This is a genomic window from Pseudomonas sp. B26(2017), assembly GCF_002113045.1.
Classification (GTDB): domain Bacteria; phylum Pseudomonadota; class Gammaproteobacteria; order Pseudomonadales; family Pseudomonadaceae; genus Aquipseudomonas.
Window position 1 is genome coordinate 1 of record NZ_NEJJ01000019.1, and the last position, 20,713, is coordinate 20,713.

General features: G+C 62.6%; 14 protein-coding genes. All 14 read left to right on the forward strand.

What is annotated here, in order from left to right; translation table 11 throughout:
- Window positions 1-798: 798 nt before the first annotated feature.
- A complete protein-coding gene (glgA, locus tag CAF79_RS24385; RefSeq protein ID WP_085700679.1) occupies window positions 799-2,385 on the forward strand; it encodes a glycogen synthase GlgA in 1,587 nt (528 codons plus the stop codon).
- A 17-nt stretch (window positions 2,386-2,402) separates the two neighbouring features.
- Entirely contained in the window at window positions 2,403-4,205 is a 1,803-nt protein-coding gene (gene treZ / locus CAF79_RS24390; RefSeq protein WP_085700680.1) for a malto-oligosyltrehalose trehalohydrolase, read from the forward strand.
- Window positions 4,202-6,280 carry a 4-alpha-glucanotransferase gene (gene malQ / locus CAF79_RS24395; protein ID WP_085700681.1) on the forward strand — a complete coding sequence of 693 codons (2,079 nt, stop codon included), beginning with the start codon at window positions 4,202-4,204 and terminating at the stop codon, window positions 6,278-6,280. The genes treZ and malQ overlap by 4 nt, the downstream gene beginning before the upstream one ends.
- Window positions 6,277-9,051 carry a malto-oligosyltrehalose synthase gene (locus CAF79_RS24400; protein ID WP_085700682.1) on the forward strand — a complete coding sequence of 925 codons (2,775 nt, stop codon included), beginning with the start codon at window positions 6,277-6,279 and terminating at the stop codon, window positions 9,049-9,051. Before malQ ends, CAF79_RS24400 begins: the two co-directional genes overlap by 4 nt.
- Window positions 9,052-9,080: 29 nt before the next feature.
- Complete coding sequence (locus CAF79_RS24405) at window positions 9,081-9,413, forward strand: DUF2934 domain-containing protein (protein WP_085700683.1); 333 nt, start codon at window positions 9,081-9,083, stop codon at window positions 9,411-9,413.
- A 108-nt stretch (window positions 9,414-9,521) separates the two neighbouring features.
- Window positions 9,522-11,681, forward strand: coding sequence for a glycogen debranching protein GlgX (glgX, locus tag CAF79_RS24410; protein ID WP_085700684.1), 2,160 nt, complete (start codon window positions 9,522-9,524; stop codon window positions 11,679-11,681).
- Window position 11,682: 1 nt separating this feature from the next.
- The gene (locus tag CAF79_RS24415) at window positions 11,683-12,681 is read left to right on the forward strand and encodes an acyl-CoA dehydrogenase family protein (RefSeq protein WP_085700685.1); all 999 of its coding nucleotides are present in this window, start codon (window positions 11,683-11,685) and stop codon (window positions 12,679-12,681) included.
- Window positions 12,678-13,436, forward strand: a complete 759-nt coding sequence (locus CAF79_RS24420; protein WP_085700686.1) for a PIG-L deacetylase family protein — start codon at window positions 12,678-12,680, stop codon at window positions 13,434-13,436. The genes CAF79_RS24415 and CAF79_RS24420 overlap by 4 nt, the downstream gene beginning before the upstream one ends.
- Window positions 13,433-14,032: an SAM-dependent methyltransferase gene (locus tag CAF79_RS24425; RefSeq protein WP_085700687.1), complete on the forward strand. Its 600-nt coding sequence runs from the start codon at window positions 13,433-13,435 to the stop codon at window positions 14,030-14,032. The genes CAF79_RS24420 and CAF79_RS24425 overlap by 4 nt, the downstream gene beginning before the upstream one ends.
- Window positions 14,029-14,688 (forward strand): glycosyltransferase family 2 protein, encoded by a 660-nt coding sequence (locus tag CAF79_RS24430; RefSeq protein WP_085700688.1) that lies wholly within the window; start codon window positions 14,029-14,031, stop codon window positions 14,686-14,688. Before CAF79_RS24425 ends, CAF79_RS24430 begins: the two co-directional genes overlap by 4 nt.
- A gap of 183 nt (window positions 14,689-14,871) precedes the next feature.
- Window positions 14,872-15,633, forward strand: a complete 762-nt coding sequence (locus CAF79_RS24435; protein ID WP_085700689.1) for a PIG-L deacetylase family protein — start codon at window positions 14,872-14,874, stop codon at window positions 15,631-15,633.
- A 91-nt stretch (window positions 15,634-15,724) separates the two neighbouring features.
- On the forward strand, window positions 15,725-16,522 hold the full coding sequence (locus CAF79_RS24440) for an endonuclease/exonuclease/phosphatase family protein (protein ID WP_085700805.1): 798 nt from the start codon (window positions 15,725-15,727) through the stop codon (window positions 16,520-16,522).
- A gap of 127 nt (window positions 16,523-16,649) precedes the next feature.
- Window positions 16,650-19,238: an autotransporter outer membrane beta-barrel domain-containing protein gene (locus CAF79_RS24445; RefSeq protein ID WP_085700690.1), complete on the forward strand. Its 2,589-nt coding sequence runs from the start codon at window positions 16,650-16,652 to the stop codon at window positions 19,236-19,238.
- A gap of 323 nt (window positions 19,239-19,561) precedes the next feature.
- Entirely contained in the window at window positions 19,562-20,632 is a 1,071-nt protein-coding gene (locus tag CAF79_RS24450; protein WP_085700691.1) for an autotransporter outer membrane beta-barrel domain-containing protein, read from the forward strand.
- The last annotated feature ends 81 nt before the right edge of the window (window positions 20,633-20,713 follow it).

Consider the following 20,713-nt stretch of genomic DNA (forward strand, 5'->3'; position numbering starts at 1 on the left):
GTACGGCAATTTCAATTCGGTGCCCGGATCGAACGCTCTTTCCACCAGGCCGTAGCTCAGCGGCAGCAGTTGCACATGGGTTTGTTGCAGCGGGCAAGCCGCGGGCGCAACGATGGGGGCTTTCGAGGCGGCGGCAGCGTCGAGGATGGCGGGATGGGTCATGGGCGCGCCACCCCGGTGACGAACCTGATGGTGACTGAGTGAGCGACGATAAACATTCACAGGTCCTGGTGATATCCAAACACAGGACTTTGCTGGGCTTCGCGCTCAGGCGCAGTCAGATATTTCCAGGCTTCTTGTAGGATGCGTCTCTGAAAAATGAACTACACGGCAACAAACTGCGCACCGCAACAGTGCAGCCGACCACACGAAGCGCTCTAAATCGCGACCAACAAGTCACTGTTGTGATCCACTCGTACGGGCAAACATGCACTTCGTCGGTGCGTTACACCGTGCAGCCCGCAAGATTCGAGGTCCTCCCACCGATTGTCGAACAATTCATCCGATTGCCCTGGCCCGCTCTAGGATCTGACCTAGACTGGTTTTCGCGGAGCTAAACCGAGCGGTCACAAAGCCGAAAATTAATCGAAACTTTTGCTGATCGCACCGGGTCATCTGAACAACTGGGCCAAAGCGTTTGGTTCGTTCCTTGCAACGGCCTCTTCACCCATTCTGCTTGCGCGTGTTGGGTAGCGTTTGCTCACCGATGCGTGGCGCGTTTGCGCCCGGCCACAGGACTTGGCCATGGACATCGCTTGTTCAAGACAAGAATCAGATCAAACAAAACGGGAGATTCATATGATCAGTGCGGCATTGGAAATTCAGGGAGAACGGGCTCATCAGCCGATGGGTGAATCGAGCACCGTAAGCGTTCCCGGCAGCCGGTCGATCAACGTCCCGGGCACCAAGACACTGACGCCAGTGGCCAGTCAGAACCCCAACAAGAAGAAAGTGTTGTTCGTGACCTCGGAAATCGCCGATCTGGTGAAGACCGGTGGTCTGGGAGACGTTTCTGCCGCCCTGCCCCGCGCCATGGCGCATCTGCATGACGTCCGGGTGTTGATCCCCGGTTACCCGCAAGTGATGAACAGCGAGAATCCGATCCATATCATCGGCGAACTGGGTGGCCACGCCGCACTGCCGCCCTGCAAGATCGGGCGCATGGACATGCCCGATGGTCTGGTGATTTATGTGCTGATCTGCCCTGAACTCTATGCCCGCGACGGCGGCCCTTATGGCGCCAACAACGGTCGCGACTGGCCGGACAACCACATTCGCTTCGCCCGTCTGGGCCTGGCAGCTGCCGACATCGCCGCCAACCTCGCCCAAATCCACTGGTGCCCGGATCTGGTGCACGCCCACGACTGGCCGGCCGGGCTGGCGCCTGCCTACATGCACTGGCGCGGGCAGCGCACGCCGACTCTGTTCACCATTCACAACCTCGCCTATCAAGGCGTGACCAGTCTGGGCTCGTGCCCGGAACTCGGGATTCCTGCCCATGCCCTGCAACAGGAAGGCATGGAGTTCTACGGCAAGATGTCGTTCCTCAAGGCCGGCATGGCCTATTCGAGCCACATCACCACGGTCAGCGCGACCTATGCGCAAGAAATCACCACCCCGGATTTCGGCTGTGGTCTGGACGGCTTTCTCGCCGCCAAGACCCAGCAAGGTTTGCTCAGCGGCATCCCCAACGGCATCGATGAAAGCTGGGACGCCGCCACCGATCCGCACCTGTTCGCGCCGTTCGCCATCGGCGACTGGGAAGGCAAGGCAATCAACGCCGCCCACGTGCGCGAACTGTTCGGTCTGCATGACTCCGAAGGCCCGCTGTTTGCCGTGGTTTCGCGTCTGGTCTATCAAAAAGGCCTGGACCTGACCGAAGCGGTGTCGGAATACATCGTCCAGAACGGTGGCCAGATCGCGATCATCGGTCGTGGCGAACCGGAAGAAGAACAGGCCATGCGCGAGCTGGCGCTGCGTTTCCCCGGCCAGATCGGCGTGCGCATCGGCTTCAATGAAACCGACGCCCGGCGCATGTTTGCCGGCAGCGATTTCCTGCTAATGCCATCGCGTTACGAGCCTTGCGGCCTGAGCCAGATGTACGCCCAGCGTTTCGGCTCGCTGCCGGTGGCACGCAATACCGGCGGGCTGGCCGACACCATCGAAAACGGCGTCACCGGTTTCCTCTTCAACGAATCGACACCGGACAGCTACCGCGAAGCCCTGAGCCGCGCGTTCAAGGTGTTTGCTTTCCCGGAACTGCTGCACGCGATGCGCTGCCGGGCGATGGCCGCGCCGTTCAACTGGTGCAAAGCCGTCGAACCCTACGCCGAACTCTACGAACAACTGGTGGCCAAGGCACTGGGCAAAACGCACCACAAATAACCAGGGAGGTTTCAACGATGGCGTCACGGACACCTGAAAGCTGGCCACACGGCGCGATCATGCTGGATGCCGACCACACACAGTTCGCGTTGTGGGCGCCGGATGCGTTTTACGTCAGCGTCGAGCTGGAAGACGGTCAGTCCCTGCCCATGCTGCCTCAAGGCGATGGCTGGTTCGTGATCAAGAGCCGTTGCCCGGCCGGCAGCCGCTACCGTTTCAATATCGATGGGGAACTGGAGGTGCCCGACCCCGCCTCCAGGGCGCAGGACGGAGACCTCGACCGTCACAGCGTGGTGGTCGATCCTCATCTTTATTCCTGGCGCAACACCACCTGGCACGGCAGGCCGTGGAATGAGGCGGTGATCTACGAACTGCATGTCGGTGCACTCGGCGGGTTTGCCGAAGTCGAGCAGCATCTGGCGCGTCTGGCCGGGCTCGGCATCACGGCCATTGAACTGATGCCGATTGCGCAATTTCCCGGTGATCGCAACTGGGGCTACGACGGTGTGCTGCATTACGCGCCGCAAGCGAGTTACGGCACGCCGGAACAACTCAAACACCTGATCGACAGCGCCCACGGTTATGGCCTGGCGGTGATTCTCGACGTGGTTTACAACCATTTCGGTCCCGACGGCAATTATCTGCATCGCTACGCCAAAGGCTTTTTTCGCGAAGACAAACATACGCCGTGGGGCGCGGCCATCGATTTTCGTCGTCGCGAAGTGCGGGACTTCTTCATCGAAAACGCATTGATGTGGCTGCTGGAATACCGTTTCGACGGCCTGCGCCTGGACGCGGTGCACGCCATCGAGGACCCGGATTTCCTTCAGGAACTCGCCCGGCGCGTACGTCAGCAGATTGACCCGACCCGCCACGTCTGGCTGACCGTGGAGAATGAACACAATCAGGCCAGCCTGCTGGAAGACGCCTACGATGCTCAGTGGAACGATGACGGCCACAACGCTTTGCATGTGCTGCTGACCGGCGAGACCGACGCCTATTACGCCGACTACGCCGAGCAACCCACCGAACAACTGGCCCGCTGCCTGAGCCAGGGCTTCGTGTTTCAGGGGCATACCACCCGACATGGCACACCCCGTGGCGAGCCCAGCGAGCATCTGCCCTCCACCGCGTTCGTGCTGTTCCTGCAGAACCATGACCAGATCGGCAACCGCGCCTTTGGCGAACGCCTGCATCAATTGGCCGACCCGCGCGCGCTTCAAGCCGCCACGGTGCTGTTGCTGCTATCGCCGATGATTCCGCTGATGTTCATGGGCGACGAATACGCTGCCGAACAACCGTTCCTGTTCTTCACCAGCCATCACGGCGAATTGGCCAAGCTCGTGCGCGAAGGCCGACGCAACGAATTTGCAGCGTTCAGCGCCTTCGCCGACCCACAGCGACGGGAGCAGATTCCCGATCCCAACGCCGCGCAGACTTTCCATGCCTCGCAACCGCGCCTGACCGGCAGCGGTACGCCGGCACAGCAGGCGACACTGGCGCTGTATCGGCAACTGTTGCAGTTGCGCCACCAGCACATCATTGCGCATTTGCCCGGTACGCAGGCGCTCGGCGCCCACGTACTGGGCCGCGGCGCCGTCAGCGCACGCTGGCGGCTGGGCGATGGCAGCGAGCTGCGAATCGACCTGAACCTCGGCGACACGCCAGTGGTCAACCTTCCACAGACCGAACCGGTGTGGCTGTTCCGCCAGCCCGCCACCGCAGGTCTGACGGATGAGGGGCAACTGCCCCCGTATTGCGCGCTCGTCAGCCTCACGGCCGCAACCCCTTTGCCACCCTTGGATGGAGAGCGCCTATGAGCGATGCGCAACTGGAAATTCTCGCCAGCCGGGCCGGCCTTGCCGTCGACTGGATCGACGCCAATGGCCGCCAGCAAAAAGTCGCCCCGGCGGTGCTGCGCAATGTTTTGACCGGCCTCGGTCACCCGGCCGGAACGGCCCAGGAAATCGACGCCAGCCTGCTCGAACTGCAACAAGTACAGGAAAACCGCCATCTGCCTCCACTGCTCACCGCAGACCTCGGCGTTGGCCTGGATCTGGCCCGCTATTTCCAACCCGAAACCCCTTGCGAGATTCACCTTGAAGACGGCTCGCGCCTGAGCCTCAAGCTGGACGCCAAGGCCGTGTTGCCGGGCGAGATTCCGGTCGGCTACCAGCAAGTGCACATCGCCGATCAACAATTCACTCTCGCCGTGGCACCGGAACGCTGCTTCAGCGTCGGAGACGCGGTGGACAGTCCGATCCCCCGCGTGTGGGGCCTGAGCGTGCAGCTTTATGGCTTGCGCCGCCCCGGCGATGGCGGCTTCGGCGACACCCAGGCCCTGGAAGAACTGGCCCGGGTGGCCGGCGAACGTGGTGCCGATGCGCTGGCGATCAGCCCGCTGCATGCGATGTTCAGCGCCGACACCGGGCGCTATAGCCCCTACTCGCCGTCCAGTCGGCTGTTTCTCAATGCGCTGTACGCCGCGCCCGGCGCAATTCTTGGCGAGCGCGCGCTGCGCGATGCGATTGCCGCAGCCGGCCTGACCGATCAGTTCGAACAACTGGAAAACCTGAAACTGATCGACTGGCCAAAAGCCGCCGAGGCCAAACTGAAACTGCTGCAAGCCTTGTACGACGGTTTCATCAGTGGCGAACACCCGTTACATGCAGACTTCTCCAGCTTCCGCGATGCCGGTGGCGAAGCGTTGGAAAACCATTGCCGCTTCGAAGCCATCCAGGAAATGCGCGCCGCCCAAGGCGAAAGCCTCGACTGGCGCCAATGGCCGGAACACTGGCAGGACCCGCGCGGCGCTGCCCTCGGCGCGTTTGCCGAGGAATACGCCGAGCGCATCAGCTACTTCGCATTCTGCCAATGGCTGATCCACCGCTGCCTGGAACGCGCCCAGACCGCCGCCCGCAGCGCCGGCATGGGCATCGGCCTGATCGCCGACCTGGCGGTGGGTGCCGACGGTGCCGGCAGCCAGGCCTGGAGTTTTCAGGATGAACTGCTGGCCTCGCTGACCGTCGGCGCGCCACCGGACATTCTCAATCGATCCGGACAGGGCTGGGGCATTTCCGCGTTTTCCCCGGAAGGTCTGGTGCGCAACGGTTTTCGCGCGTTCATCGACATGCTGCGCGCCAACTTCGCCCATGCCGGCGGGCTGCGCATCGACCATGTCATGGGTCTGCAACGGTTATGGGTGATTCCCAACGGTGCAGCCCCGGCGGACGGCGCCTACCTGTATTACCCGGTGGACGACCTGCTGCGTCTGCTGACACTCGAGTCCCATCGCCATCAAGCGATCGTGCTCGGTGAAGACCTCGGCACCGTGCCCGATGGCCTGCGGGAAAAACTCATCGCCCGCGCCATGCTCGGCATGCGCGTGCTGTTGTTCGAACAGGACAACACTTTTTTCAAGCCGATACTCGACTGGCCGGACAACGCTCTCGCGACCACCAGCACCCATGATCTACCGACACTCAATGGCTGGTGGCATGGTCGCGACATCGACTGGAACGCGCGGCTCGGGCTCATCGATGCCAATGGCGAAATCGATTGGCGCCGTTATCGCGAACGCGAGCGCGAAGGCTTGCGCGGTGCACTGAGCCAGGATCCGCAAAACTTTCGCGAGGAATCCCACGAGGCCGATCAGGTGGTCGACGCCGCTGTACGTTTCCTCGGCCACACCCGAGCGCCGTTGGTGCTGCTGCCACTGGAAGATGCGTTGGGTCTCGACGAACAGGCCAACCTGCCCGGCACCATCGACACCCACCCCAACTGGTCGCGTCGCCTGCCCGGCACCAGTGAAGCGCTGCTTGACGGCGTCGACGCCGCGAGACGCCTTGAACTGTTGGCTTGCGCGCGTCTTCAGGCAGCCGAGCGTGACCGATGAGTACATTGCCTATCCAGACACCGCGGGCCACGGTCCGCCTGCAGTTTCATCGCGGCTTTACCCTTGATCAAGCAGTGCCGCTGGTGCCGTACTTCGCCCGGCTCGGCATCAGCCACATTTATGCCTCGCCGTTGCTCGCCGCCCGCGCGGGCTCGATGCACGGCTACGATGTGGTCGACCCGACCCGCGTCAATCCGGAACTCGGCGGCGAGCCGGCCTTGCGTCGCCTGGTCGCCAGCCTGCGCGAGCATGGCATGGGGCTGATCCTCGACATCGTCTCCAATCACATGGCGGTCGGTGGCGGCGACAACCCGTGGTGGCTCGATCTGCTGGAATGGGGACGGCTCAGCCCCTACGGCGAGTTCTTCGACATTCAGTGGCACTCGCCTGACCCCTTGATGGAAGGCCAGTTGCTGCTGCCGTTTCTTGGCAGCGATTACGGCGTCGCGCTACAGGACGCGACCCTGCCGCTGGTGTTCAACGCCGAGAGCGGTGCCTTCCATGTCGAGCACTACGAACACCACTTCCCGATCTGCCCCGGCGATTACGGCGAACTGCTCAAAGCCGATGACACCTCGAACGAAGCGCTCAAAGCCCTGGCCAACCGCTTCAGCGCGCTCAGTTATCAGACCGACGCCCGCTCGCTGGCCCTCCCGCTCAAGGAAGAACTTCAGCAACTGGCCAGCGACCCCGACGTTCTGCAGGCCATCCAGCGCAACCTGACCCGCTACGATTCGAAGACCGAAGACGGGTTTCAGCGCCTGCACCAATTGCTCGAGCGGCAAAGCTATCGTCTGGCGAGCTGGCGCACGGCGGCGGATGACATCAACTGGCGGCGCTTCTTCGACATCAACGAACTTGGCGGTTTGCGCGTCGAGCGTCCGGCGGTGTTCGAGGCCACCCACGGCAAGATTTTCCAGTTGATCGGCGAAGGCCTGATCGACGGCCTGCGCATCGACCACATCGACGGCCTCGCCGATCCGCGCAGTTACTGCCGCAAACTGCGCCGGCGCCTCGACCACCTGGCACCGGGCCGTCACTTGCCGATCTACGTCGAGAAGATTCTTGGCGACGGTGAAACCCTGCCCACCGACTGGTCCGTGGACGGCAGCACCGGTTACGAATTCATGAATCAGTTGTCGCTGCTGCAACACGACCCGGACGGCGAACATGTGCTGGGCGATTTGTGGAAACGTCGCACCGAACGTCCCTCTGCGTTTATCGAAGAAGCGCAACTGGCGCGTCAGCAGATCCTCAACGGTTCGCTGGCCAGCGATTGCGAAAGCGTCGCCCAGGCCCTGCTGCAAGTGGCGCGCGATGACCTGATGACCCGCGACCTCACGCTCGGCTCGATCCGCCGGGTGTTGCAGGGGCTGATCGTGCACTTCCCGGTCTATCGCACTTACATCACTCCGATGGGCCGCTCCGCGCGGGACGAGGTGTTTTTCCAACAGGCCATGGACGGGGCGCGGCAGGCATTGAGCGAAGCCGATTGGCCAGTGCTGGACTCCGTAGCCGGCTGGCTCGGCGGCCAGCCGTGGCGACGCAAGCCCCGTGGCCGTTCGCGCAAGATTCTGAAACACGCCTGCGTGCGCTTTCAGCAACTCACCTCGCCAGCTGCCGCCAAAGCGGTGGAAGACACCGCGCTGTATCGCTCGGCGGTGCTGCTGTCGCGCAATGACGTCGGCTACAACACCGAACAGTTCAGCGCGCCGATCAGCGACTTTCACGCGGTGAACCAGCAACGGCTGGCGAGCTTCCCGGACAACCTGCTGGCCACCGCCACCCACGATCACAAACGCGGCGAAGACACCCGCGCGCGGCTGGCCGTGCTCAGCGAACGCAGCCACTGGTACGCCGAACAGGTCGAGTTGTGGCGTGCCCTCGCCCGGCCGCTGCGCCATGACGATCAACTGCCGTCGTCGGCAGACGAATTGATCCTCTATCAGGCGCTGCTCGGCAGTTGGCCGCTGGACCTGCGCGACGACGATCAGGCCGGTTTCGCCGACTACGCCAAGCGTGTCTGGCAGTGGCAGCAGAAAGCCCTGCGCGAAGCCAAGCTGCAAAGCAGCTGGAGTGCGCCGAACGAGGCTTACGAAAACGCAGCCCAAGCGTTCACCGAACAATTGCTGCTGGCCCCCGAAGGCGAACTGCTGCGCGGGGCGCTGGCCAAGACCGTCAACAGCATCGCCGCGGCCGGCGCCCTTAACGGGCTGGCGCAAACCTTGCTGCGCATGACGGTGCCGGGGGTGCCGGATCTGTATCAGGGCAACGAGTATTGGGATTTCAGTCTGGTCGATCCCGACAATCGCCGGCCGGTGGACTACGGCCTGCGCGAACAGACCCTGAAGGCGACACCCGCCCAGGAGCTGTTATCGGGTTGGCGTGACGGGCGAATCAAGCAGGCCTTGATCGCTCAGGTGCTGCAGTTGCGCACCGAACACAGCGAATTGTTCCGCCGCGGTTCGTACCAGGCCCTCGAGGTACTGGGCAGCCAGGCGCACAACGTGCTCGCGTTTGCCCGCGAGCATGGGGGGCAACGGGTCATCGTAGTCGTGCCGATCCGTTGCGCAACACTGCTGGAAAACAGTGCCATACCGAAGGTCGATGCGCTGCGCTGGGGCGATACGCGGGTGGTTTTACCGTTCGACGCCTCTGACGAAAATCTGAAGGGACTTTTTTCAAGCAGCGCAGTCACAAAAAACAGGGAGCTGCACGTCAGCGCCGCGCTGGGGGATTTCCCGGTCAATCTGCTTATTCAACACGTCTAGCAGCATGAGTTCAGTTCAGGAGCATTGCGATGAGTACCGACGATAAACGCATCCGCGAATTCGCCTATCAGATCTGGGAATCAGAAGGAAAACCCGAAGGCCAGGAAGCCCGCCACTGGGAGATGGCGCGCAAACTGGCCGAAGCCGAAGCGCTGGCACCGAAGAAATCGCCCAAGGCTGCCGGCAGTAAAACCGCCGGCAAGACCGCCACCAGCAAAGCCGCCGACGGCAAGGCGCCCGTAGCCAAACCCAAAGCGACCGCGGCCAAGGCCAAGCCAGCCAGTGCCGCCAAAGTTATTCCCCCGGGCGAAAAAGCCTCAGAGAAAAAACCTCGCGCACCGCGCAAGCCGCCAGCGGTCTGACGCGTCCCCAACCATTGAATTGAATGACCGTGTGGCGGGTTCGCTCGCCACCGAGGGCGCACTCGTCCTCGAAAAAATACCCACCCCCGATTTTTTGCAGGAGCACCTATGACCCGTCCAAAGAAAGCCGAGCCCGCCGCGCACGCCGAACCCTCGCGCATCCGTGAAGGCTTGCCCTTCCCGCTCGGTGCGACCTGGGATGGTCTGGGGGTCAACTTCGCGCTGTTTTCCGCCAACGCCACCAAGGTTGAGCTGTGCATTTTCGACGATGCCGGCGAAGTCGAGCTCGAACGCATCGAACTCCCGGAATACACCGACGAGATCTACCACGGCTATCTGCCCGATGCGCATCCCGGGCTGATTTACGGTTACCGGGTCTACGGCCCGTACGACCCGGCCAACGGCCACCGCTTCAACCACAACAAATTGCTGATCGATCCGTACGCCAAACAACTGGTCGGCGAGTTGAAATGGTCAGAGGCGCTGTTCGGCTACACCATCGGTCACCCGGACGCCGACCTCAGCTTTGACGAGCGCGACAGCGCGCCCTTCGTCCCCAAGTGCAAAGTCATCGACCCGGCACACACCTGGGGCCACGACCATCGCGTCAGCGTGCCGTGGGACAAGACCATCATTTACGAGACCCACGTGCGCGGCATCAGCATGCGCCACCCTTCCGTGCCGGAAAACGTGCGCGGGACGTTTGCCGGGCTGATGGTTGAAGATGTGCTTGAACACATCCGCAAACTGGGTGTGTCGACCGTCGAACTGTTACCGATCCACGCCTTCGTTAACGATCAGCATCTGTTGCACAAAGGCATGACCAATTACTGGGGCTACAACAGCATCGCGTTCTTCGCTCCGGACCCGCGCTACCTGGCCAGCGGCAAGATTGCCGAGTTCAAGGAAATGGTCGCGCACCTGCACGATGCCAATCTCGAAGTGATTCTCGACGTGGTCTACAACCACACCGCCGAGGGCAACGAGCAAGGCCCGACCCTGTCGATGCGCGGGATCGACAATGCCTCGTACTACCGCTTGATGCCGGACGACAAGCGCTTCTACATCAACGATTCCGGCACCGGCAACACCCTCGACCTGAGCCACCCGTGCGTGCTGCAAATGGTCACCGACTCGCTGCGCTATTGGGCCAGCGAAATGCACGTCGACGGCTTCCGTTTCGACCTGGCGACCATCCTCGGCCGTTATCACGACGGTTTCGACGAGCGCCACAGCTTCCTTGTCGCTTGCCGCCAGGACCCGGTACTGCGCCAGGTGAAAATGATCGCCGAGCCTTGGGACTGTGGCCCCGGCGGTTATCAGGTCGGCAACTTCCCGCCGGGCTGGGTCGAGTGGAACGACAAGTTCCGCGACACCGTACGCGCGTTCTGGAAAGGCGACGACGGCCAGCTCGCCGACTTCGCCAGTCGCATGACCGCCTCCGGGGAAATGTTCAACCAGCGCGGCCGCCGGCCTTATTCGTCGGTGAATTTCGTCACTGCCCACGACGGTTTTACCCTCAACGATCTGGTCTCCTACAACGACAAGCACAATGAGGCCAACGACGAAAACAATCAGGACGGCAGTAACAACAACCTGTCATGGAACCACGGCGTCGAAGGCCCCACCGACGATCCGGAAATCAACGCGCTGCGCCACCGGCAGATGCGCAACTTCTTCGCCACCTTGCTGCTGTCCCAGGGCACGCCGATGCTGGTGGCCGGCGACGAATTCGCCCGCACCCAGGACGGCAACAACAATGCCTATTGCCAGGACAGCGAAATCGGCTGGGTCAACTGGGACCTGAGCGAAGACGGGAAGGCGCTGCTGAAATTCGTCAAACGCCTGATCAAGTTGCGTCTGGCCTATCCGATCCTGCGACGCGGGCGTTTTCTGGTGGGCGAATACAACGAGGACATCGGCGTCAAGGACGTGACCTGGCTCGCGCCGGATGCCACGGAGATGACCACCGAACACTGGCATGACGCGCACAACCGTTGCATGGGTATGTTGCTCGACGGTCGCGCGCAGGAAACCGGGATCCGCCGCAAGGGCGCCGACGCCACGTTGCTGCTGGTGTTCAACGCCCATCACGACATCGTCAACTTCACCTTGCCGGAAGTGCCTGAAGGCAGCTTCTGGACCTGCATGATCGACACCAACCAACCATCGATCCGGGGTCAGGAGCGCTTCACGTTCGGTCACGAGTATTCGGTCACCGGGCGTTCGCTGCTGCTGTTTGAACTGCAACGCGAAGAAGAGGACTGACATGGACTTGCCCGGCTATCTCTCACGGCACGCGCCGGATTACCGCGATACCACCGCTCTCGGGCTGTGTCTGCGGGAAATGGTCGAGGCCGGTCTCGACCGTCTGCCACTGCCGGGCAGCGGCCGCACGCTGGAGCGCTGGCAACGGCTGTCCGAGGTCGGCGGGCATGATCTGGGGCTGTGCAAACTCTACGAAGGCCACACCGATGCGTTGGCGATCATCGAGCAACTAGGTGGCTCGCCGACGCCCGGCAGCACATGGGGCATGTGGGCGGCCGAACCGCCGCAGGCGCGGGTTCGGGTCAGCCGGTCGGGGCAAATGGTGCGGTTGAACGGGCGCAAGGCCTGGTGCTCCGGCGCGGCGGTGCTCAGTCACGCCCTGCTCACCGCGTGGGATGAGGACGATCGTCAGCAATTGGTGGCCGTGGCCCTCGATCAACCGGGTGTGACCGTGACCGATCAGGGCTGGCAAGCGGTCGGTATGGCGGCCACCGGCAGCGTCGAGGTGCTGTTCGACGATGTCGAGGCCCAGGCGATCGGCGACCCTGGCGACTATCTGCAACGTCCGGGTTTCTGGCACGGCGGGATCGGGATCGCCGCGTGCTGGTACGGCGCCGCGAGGGAGATCGGCGAGCGCTTGCGCCAGCAATGTGCGCGACGTGAAGAACCCCACGCGCTGGCCAGTCTCGGCGCCGTCGACAGCGCCTTGCACGGGGCCGCTGAGGTGCTGCGGGTCAGTGCCCTGAACATCGACAGCAATCCTCACCGCAACGCCGAGTTGCTGGCCCGCCGCGTGCGCGCCGTGGTCGAGGATGCCGCCGAACAGGTCATTCGCGAGACCGGTCGGGCACTCGGCGCCGGGCCGTTCTGCAAGGATCCACACTTTGCCCGCCTGGCGGCGGACTTGCCGGTGTATCTGCGCCAGAGCCACGCCGAACGTGATCTGGCGGCATTGGGCCAACTGATCGCTCAGCAACCGCGCGAGGGTTGGGCCTTATGAAGCGCAATCCGATCGTCGGCGAGGGAACCTCACTGCACGAATGGCAGGGCTCACGTCATCTGGCGGCGGTGGACAGCATCGACATTCTCGAGCTGGTACCGCCGGGGTCGCGGGCGGTGGTGATCGCGCCGCATCCGGATGATGAAGTGCTCGGTTGCGGCGGACTGCTGCAACGGCTCGCGGCGGCGGGCCGAACCCTGCAATTGATCTCGGTCACCGATGGCAGCGCCAGTCATCCGGGATCGGATCGCTGGCCGGTGGAGCGCCTGAGCGTGGTGCGCCCGCAGGAGTCCGCCGAAGCCCTGCGCCGTCTCGGCCTGCCCATGCACCAGTTGCAATGGCTGCGCGGCGGCTTCCCCGACACCCAGGTCGCCGCGAGCGAGTCGATGCTGTGCGAATACCTGACCCGCTACCTGCATCCCGACGATGTGATCTTCACCACCTGGCGCGAAGACGGCCACAGCGACCACGAAGCTGTCGGCCGCGCCAGTGTCGAGGCGGCCCGGCGCGTGGGCGCGATCTGCCACGAACTGCCGGTCTGGACCTGGCACTGGGCAACCCCCGAAGACGCCGTCGTGCCGTGGGAGCGGGCGCGCAAGATTTTGCTCAGCCCCGCACAGGTCGCGCGCAAACGCCACGCGGTGCATGCGTTCGCCAGCCAGCTGGAAGGCGATCCGCAAGCCGGACTCGCTCCGGTGCTCGCGCCCTATGTCATCGATCGATTGCTGCAACCGTTCGAGGTGGTCTTTCTATGAGTGTCGAGGACCGCTACTTCGAAGGCCTGTTCACGGGCAACAGCGACCCCTGGGGATTTCGCCAGCGCTGGTACGAACAACGCAAACGCCTCGTGACGCTGGCGGCCCTGCCCCGTCCGCACTATCGGGCCATCTTCGAACCGGGGTGCGCCAATGGTGAACTGAGTGCGGCGCTGGCCGGGCGCTGCGATCGGCTGTTGTGCTGCGACACCAGCGCCGCCGCTGCCAATCTGGCGCGTACTCGGCTGAGCCTGTTCGACCATGCCGAGGTACGGCACGGACGCTTGCCGAGCGACTGGCCTGAGGAAAAATTCGACCTGATTGTATTTAGCGAAATCGGCTACTACCTCGACCGGCAGGATCTGACGGAAGTCATCCGGCGCATCAGCGATTCATTGACGGCGGACGGGCAACTGCTGGCCTGTCACTGGCGCCCGCCCATCGAAGGTTGCCCGCTCAATGCGCGACAGGTTCACGACCTGATTCACGAACAGTTGCACCTGCCGCGACTGGTTCTGCATCAGGAAGCGGACTTTCTGCTGGAAGTCTGGAGCCGCGAACCCCGTTCGGTGGCCGCGCTGGAGGGGTTGCGATGATCGGCATCCTGATTCCTGCGCACAACGAAGAGCAATGGCTCGATGAATGCCTGCGCGCGGCCTTGCGGGCCGCCGAAAACTCCCTGCTGGCCGGTGAACCGGTGGAAATCCTCGTAGTGCTCGACAGTTGTACCGATCGCTCGGCACACATCGTCAGCCAATACCCGGTGCAAGCATTGAGCATCGAAGCGCGCAATGTCGGTCAGGCCCGTGCGGTTGGCGCACAACACCTGCTTGAGCGCGGTGCGCGCTGGATTTCCTGCTCGGACGCCGACAGCCGCGTTGCCGAGGATTGGTTGGTGGCACAGTTGGGGCTGGGCACCGATGCGGTGTGCGGCACGGTGACCGTTGACCGCTGGCAAGACGGGTTCGATGAGGCGGCACAGATTCGCTATCACCGCGATTACCGGGCCTGCGATGGCCACCGGCACATCCATGGCGCCAATCTGGGTGTCAGCGCGCAAGCCTATGTCCGCGCCGGCGGCTTCGAGCCGTTGCCCCGAGATGAGGACGTGCAGCTGGTGCGTCAACTCGAGCGTTCAGGAGCCAGCATCGCCTGGAGCCATCGTCCGCAAGTCATCACCAGCGCCCGTCTGGACAGTCGCGCGCGGGGCGGTTTTGGCGACTATCTGCGACAGTTGGCACAGACTGAATAAAAAAAAGCGGATCAGGTTGATCTGTGACGCGACGAACCGCCCGTCTTGAGCAATACTCTGCTGCGCAGCAATCCAGGGTTCGGAGCGCTGCAGGGCTTTCCACCAGCCTTCACGGGTCGAACACGCCTGGAATGACCAGCGCTTGTACGACTGAGGGCGAGACTCAACAAGGACGTATCACTGATGAAATCGTTATCCCTCAGCGAGAGCGGCCTGCCGGCGCAGATCTGGAACAGCGCCCCGCAGCTCGACAACATTCCCGTCATCAATACTCACACTTTGGTGCCACCCGGCGTTCGCGCCGTGGTCATCGCCCCGCACCCCGGCGATGAAGTGGTGACCTGCGGCGGCCTGCTGCAACTGCTTTCCAGCCTCGGGCATCCCTTGCAACTGCTGTCGATCACCGATGGCAGCGCCAGTCATCCGGGCTCGCGTCAGTGGTCGGAAAAACGCCTGAGCGTGTTCCGCCCGCAGGAAAGCGTCGAAGCCCTGCGCCGTCTGGGCATGCCGATGCACAGCCTGAAATGGGTACGCGGCGGTTTCACCGACAACGCCCTGCTCGACCAGGAAACCCAACTGACCGAGTTCATCGCCCGCTACCTGCGCCCCGGCGACGTGGTCTTCAGCACCTGGTGCCAGGACGGCACCGCCGATCATGAAGCGGTCGGCCGGGCCAGCGCCAAAGCCGCAAGACAGGTCGGCGCCACTTTTCACGACGTGCCGGTCTGGGCCTGGCACTGGCCGGAGCGGGACCAGGCTCAGATACCGTGGCATCGCGCACGCAAACTGCGACTCGATACCTGGACCGTCGCGCGCAAGAGCCACGCCACCCATGCCTACGCCAGCCAGCTCATTGGCGAACCGGCGATCGGTATCGCACCGCTGCTGCCCAAGTCGATTCTGGAACGCATGCGCCTGCCTTACGAAATCGTCTTCGTCGACTGATGATCCGTCGGGCGCAGGCAGCCACTCAAAGTGAACTGCCCGCGTCCGGATCAGTCGCATGAACAGGCAGTCATGATTCAGAGGAGTGAACGTGTCCAGCGATCCGAAGCGTCATGCCGTCGACGCACAGACCTCGACCCCGTCCGCCATCCATCGCCTGCGGGTGCTGACGGTCAATACGCACAAGGGTTTCACCGCGCTCAATCGACGTTTCATCCTTCCGGAACTGCGTGAAGCGGTACGCAGCACCTCGGCCGATCTGGTGTTTCTGCAGGAAGTGGTGGGTGAACACGAGCGGCATTCCAGCCGCTACAACGAATGGCCGCAGACCTCGCAGTACGAATTTCTCGCCGACAGCATGTGGAGCGACTTTGCCTACGGCCGCAATGCGGTGTATCCCGATGGCCATCACGGCAACGCTCTGTTGTCGAAATACCCGATCCGCGAATACCGCAACCTTGACGTCTCGATCACCGGCCCGGAACGGCGCGGGCTGCTGCATTGCGTCCTGGATGTGCCGGGGCATGCCGAAGTGCATGCCATCTGCGTGCACCTGAGCTTGCTCGAAAGCCATCGGCAATTGCAGTTGCAGCTGCTCTGCCAGTTGCTCGAATCCCTGCCTGACGATGCCCCGGTGATCATCGCCGGCGACTTCAACGACTGGCAGTTGCAGGGCAACGTCGCCCTCGCCCGCCGCGACTACCTGCACGAAGCCTTCGAACGTCATCACGGCCGTCCGGCCAAGACTTACCCTGCGCGTTTCCCGTTGCTGCGACTGGACCGGGTCTACCTGCGCAATGCCAGCAGCCACGACCCGCAGATCCTTGGCAACAAACCGTGGACGCATCTGTCGGATCATTTACCGCTGGCAGTAGAAGTGCACATTTAGGGCGTAGACGCCATTTGTCTGCCGATTCGCCCGCTTCCCCTGTCAGTTCTGACAGTAGGCAGCTCATCATGCCCTTGTTAGGTTGAAACCGTTGCGCCGAACACCGGCGCCAATGCGTGGTGACCTTATGAACGCCTGCGGCACTTTCCTTGCCCGCCATCATTTGCTGGCCTTTTCAATCTGGCTGCTACTGGACTCCCCGGAGTCGGCGCTGGCCCAGTGCGCCTTCAGCCCGACAGCGGGTGACGATCAATACACCTGTGACAGTCCTGGCAGCGCGCCTCTTTCCGATCTGTCGGGCAACAACAGCTTGAGTTTTCCCGCCAATGGCACCGGCAATATTCCCGGCAACGTCACGTTCGGCGCCGGGGCTGATCGCGTGCTCATGCAGTCCGGGACAATTACCGGCGATCTCGATATGGGCAACGGCGCCAATGTGTTGCAGATCGACGGCGGCGTTATCGCAGGTGAGGTTCATCAGCGCAACGCTGTCGACACGTTCATCATGCACGCGGGCACTATCGGCTCACTGGCACAAGGCGATGGCTTCGACAGTTTCCAGATGACCGGTGGCACTATCACCGGGGCCTTTGAGGACGGCGACTTTGCGCAAATGAGCGGGGGCACGATCGGACGCGTCGACATGAAGCTCGATAAAAACGTCTTCGAATTATCCGGTGGGCGGATCATCAATAATCTGGTGACAGGTTTCGACGATGACACGATTCGGATCTCCGGCGGGCTGATAGGCGGCAATCTGAGTGTCAGTGGCGGCAATGACGCCATCACGATCACTGGCGGAGAAATTGTCGGTGAAATTCGCGCCAGTACCGGTGAAGACCGTTTGCTGTGGGACGGCGGCGGCATTGTCCGATCGGCGATTCTTATGGGTGGCGGCAATGACAACGCCACGCTGCGCAACCTTGATGACAGCGTGCTGGCACTGACGCCGAACCTTGATGGCGGTGCAGGCAACGATGTGCTGACGTTCGACAATACTCGCACTGCGCTGCCGGCGCGTTTCAGCAATTGGGAAACGGTGAACCTGAACAACGCCTCGCAGCTGGACCTGGGCTCGGGCGCCTTGCTGCTCGGCGACACTGTCAGCGGCACCGGTGCGCTGAACGTGGACGCCGGCAGCAGCGTGTTTTCCACCCAGGGCGCGGTGTCGCCCGCCGTGGCCGGACAAGCGGTGACTTTCAACAACGCCGGCATCATCGACCTGACCCACAACAATAGCCGCACCAATGACACGCTGACGATCAACGGCAACTACGTCGGCAATAGCGGGCAACTGTTATTGCAAAGCGTACTCGACGGCGACGGCGCACCCAGTGACAAACTGGTGGTCAACAACGGCAGCTTGAGCGGCGCAACCGCCATCACGGTGAGCAACCTCGGCGGGCCGGGCGGACTGACGCTGGAAAACGGCATTCAACTGGTGCAGGCCCAAGGCACTGCCGTGAGCAACAATTCCGCCTTCGTCCTCAACGGCCCGATTTCGGCGGGGGCCTATGACTACTATCTGTTCAAGGGTGGTGTCACCGCCGGCACCGAAAACAGCTGGTATTTGCGCTCCGCTGTGGTCGCCCCTCAAGTGCTGAGCGTGCCCAATCCCGACCCGACACTGCCGCCGATTCTGGTGCCGGTAGTGCCTGTGCCGGTGGCGGCCGCGATCATTCCGGCATCCGGGCAACCGGATCTGTCATTGGCCGTTCAGCCAGTGCTTCCCGTCGCCGTGGCGGGTAAGGCGCCGATTCCGATCTATCGTCCGGAAGTCCCCACCTGGTCGGTCCTGCCACCCGCGGCCGCCCAATTGACCCTCAGCGCACTTGGCACTTTCCACGACCGTCAGGGCGAGCAACGTCTGTTAAGCGAAACGGGAGCTTTCAGCGCCGGTTGGGGCCGGGTCTACGGCAAGAACCTCGACCAGACCTGGGCCGGCACCGTCACGCCAAGGCTGGACGGTTCACTCAATGGGTTTCAGGTCGGCAACGATCTGTACAGCTCACAGACCGCGGGCGGGCAAACCCAACGCCTCGGCCTGTTCGTCGGCCATAGCCGGATCAGGGGCGATGTGGACGGCTTCAACGAAGGCTTCGAACACAACAGCGCGGGCAAGATCAAACTGGAGGGCGACAGCTATGGCCTGTACTGGACGCTGACCGATCCGCACGGCGGGTACATCGACACGGTCGTGATGGGCACGCGTTTCGACGGCGACAGCCGCTCCGACCGTGGGGTGAAACTGGATAATCGCGGCCACGCCCTGACGCTCTCGGCAGAAACCGGTTACCCGTTCGCCCTGAACGACACTTGGGTGATCGAGCCGCAAGCGCAGGTGATCCACCAAAAGATCTCGCTCGACAGTCAAAACGATGGCATCTCGCGGGTATCGTTCGATTCCGACAGTGCATGGACCGGTCGCCTCGGTGCCCGGCTCAAAGGGCGTTATCAGCTCAACGGACTACCATTGGAGCCATACCTTCGGGCCAATCTGTGGCACACGTTTTCCGGCACCGATTCGGTGACATTCGACGGCACCACGACCATCGACAGTGATCAGAAATCGTCGACGGCGGATGTCGGTCTCGGCGTCGTACTGACCCTCGACCGCGCCGTGAGTATCTACGCCAGCACCGACTACAGCAGCAATATTGACAGTAACGACCTGCGTGGCCTGGCGGCAAATATGGGTATTCGCATCAGTTGGTAAGTCGATAGCAGGCTAAGCAAGCGCTCTGTTTCGCGGCTCGAAGCGTGTTTTCCCCAGCAAACAACAACTTAGATATGTGCATAAAAACAAACGCTTGCAATCTCTGATTCAGCCATACCACTCATCGTCCATTTTCTTGACGCATGGGCTCCGGTCTTCTTAGCTGTACCTTACTACCCCCGGAAGTACTACTCGGGGCGAACCTCAGGTCATTCGTCAAAACGGGCGGCCACGGGTTCGCCACGCTCCATTCGGTCGCCCCTCGTTCGGGGTAGGAGAGACGCCAAGGCGAGATACCACATGCGCTAGCAAGGTAGAACTCCATGAAAACCTCACTCACCTCACAAGAGATCAAAGTCACGTTCTGCACTGTTTCAAGTTCTATCTTGCTGTGCTCGTCCATGGAGGCGCAGGCGGGACCTGCGACGGACGAGGCCACGCCCTGGTATCGCCAGAACATCCCCGTCATGACCCTCCCCGCCACGATCGTGACCCCGGGCCCGCAACGCCTGAGCCCGCAACCGGATCTGCGCGGCGCCGACCTGATCACCGAAGACCTTGCTCCCTCCGCCTGGGATCAACTCTACGGCCAGACGTCCCGCCAGGCACAAACCGACGTCCTCAGCCCGGGCTTCGCCACGCCCGGCACCGGTGACTTCAAAGGCCCGGCCGTACTGACCCTGAAAAGCAGCAGCGGCCATACCCAGCAGGTCGGCCTGATCGGCGGGATCAACCGGATCCAGGCCAATGGCAACGGCCTGATCACCAGCCGCGCCCTCGCCGACCCGACCACCGACACCCTCAACCTGCAAGGCCAGAGCCTGGGCGCTTACTACAGTTTGATCGGTCCCCAGGGCTGGCACGTCGATCTGTCAGCCAGTGGCGGCCGGGTCAGCGGGTTCAGCCGAAACGAGCAAGGCGCACGCCTGGCCACAGAAGGCAGCGCGATGACCTTGTCGGTGGAAGGCGGATTCCCGATCGGCCTCAGTGAAAACTGGGTGGTTGAACCGCAGGCGCAATTGATCAACCAGCGCATCACCCTGGACACGCCCTATACCGGTTCGGGCAAGGCGTCTTCCAGTGATATTTCGTCGTGGAGCGGCCGGGTCGGTGCGCGTTTGAAAGGTAGCTACGACCTGAACGGTCTGCCGGTCGAACCCTACGTGCGCACGAACTTGTGGCACACGGTGTACACCGGCAATACGGTGACGCTGGATCAGGTGGACAAGATCAGCAGCAGCCGAAAATCCTCGACCGTGGAACTCGGCCTGGGGCTGGTGGCGAAAATGACGCCGACGGTGAGCCTGTACGTCAGCGCCGATTACAGCAGCGATGTCGACGACAATGACTTGAACGGGTTGATTGGCAGCCTGGGAGTCCGGATGCGCTGGTGAGCTCTTCTATTGACCGTTCCCACGTCGAGGCGTCGAACCGTCCGCGTGGGAACGATCAGTAATCCGCGAGGGAGCGATCTC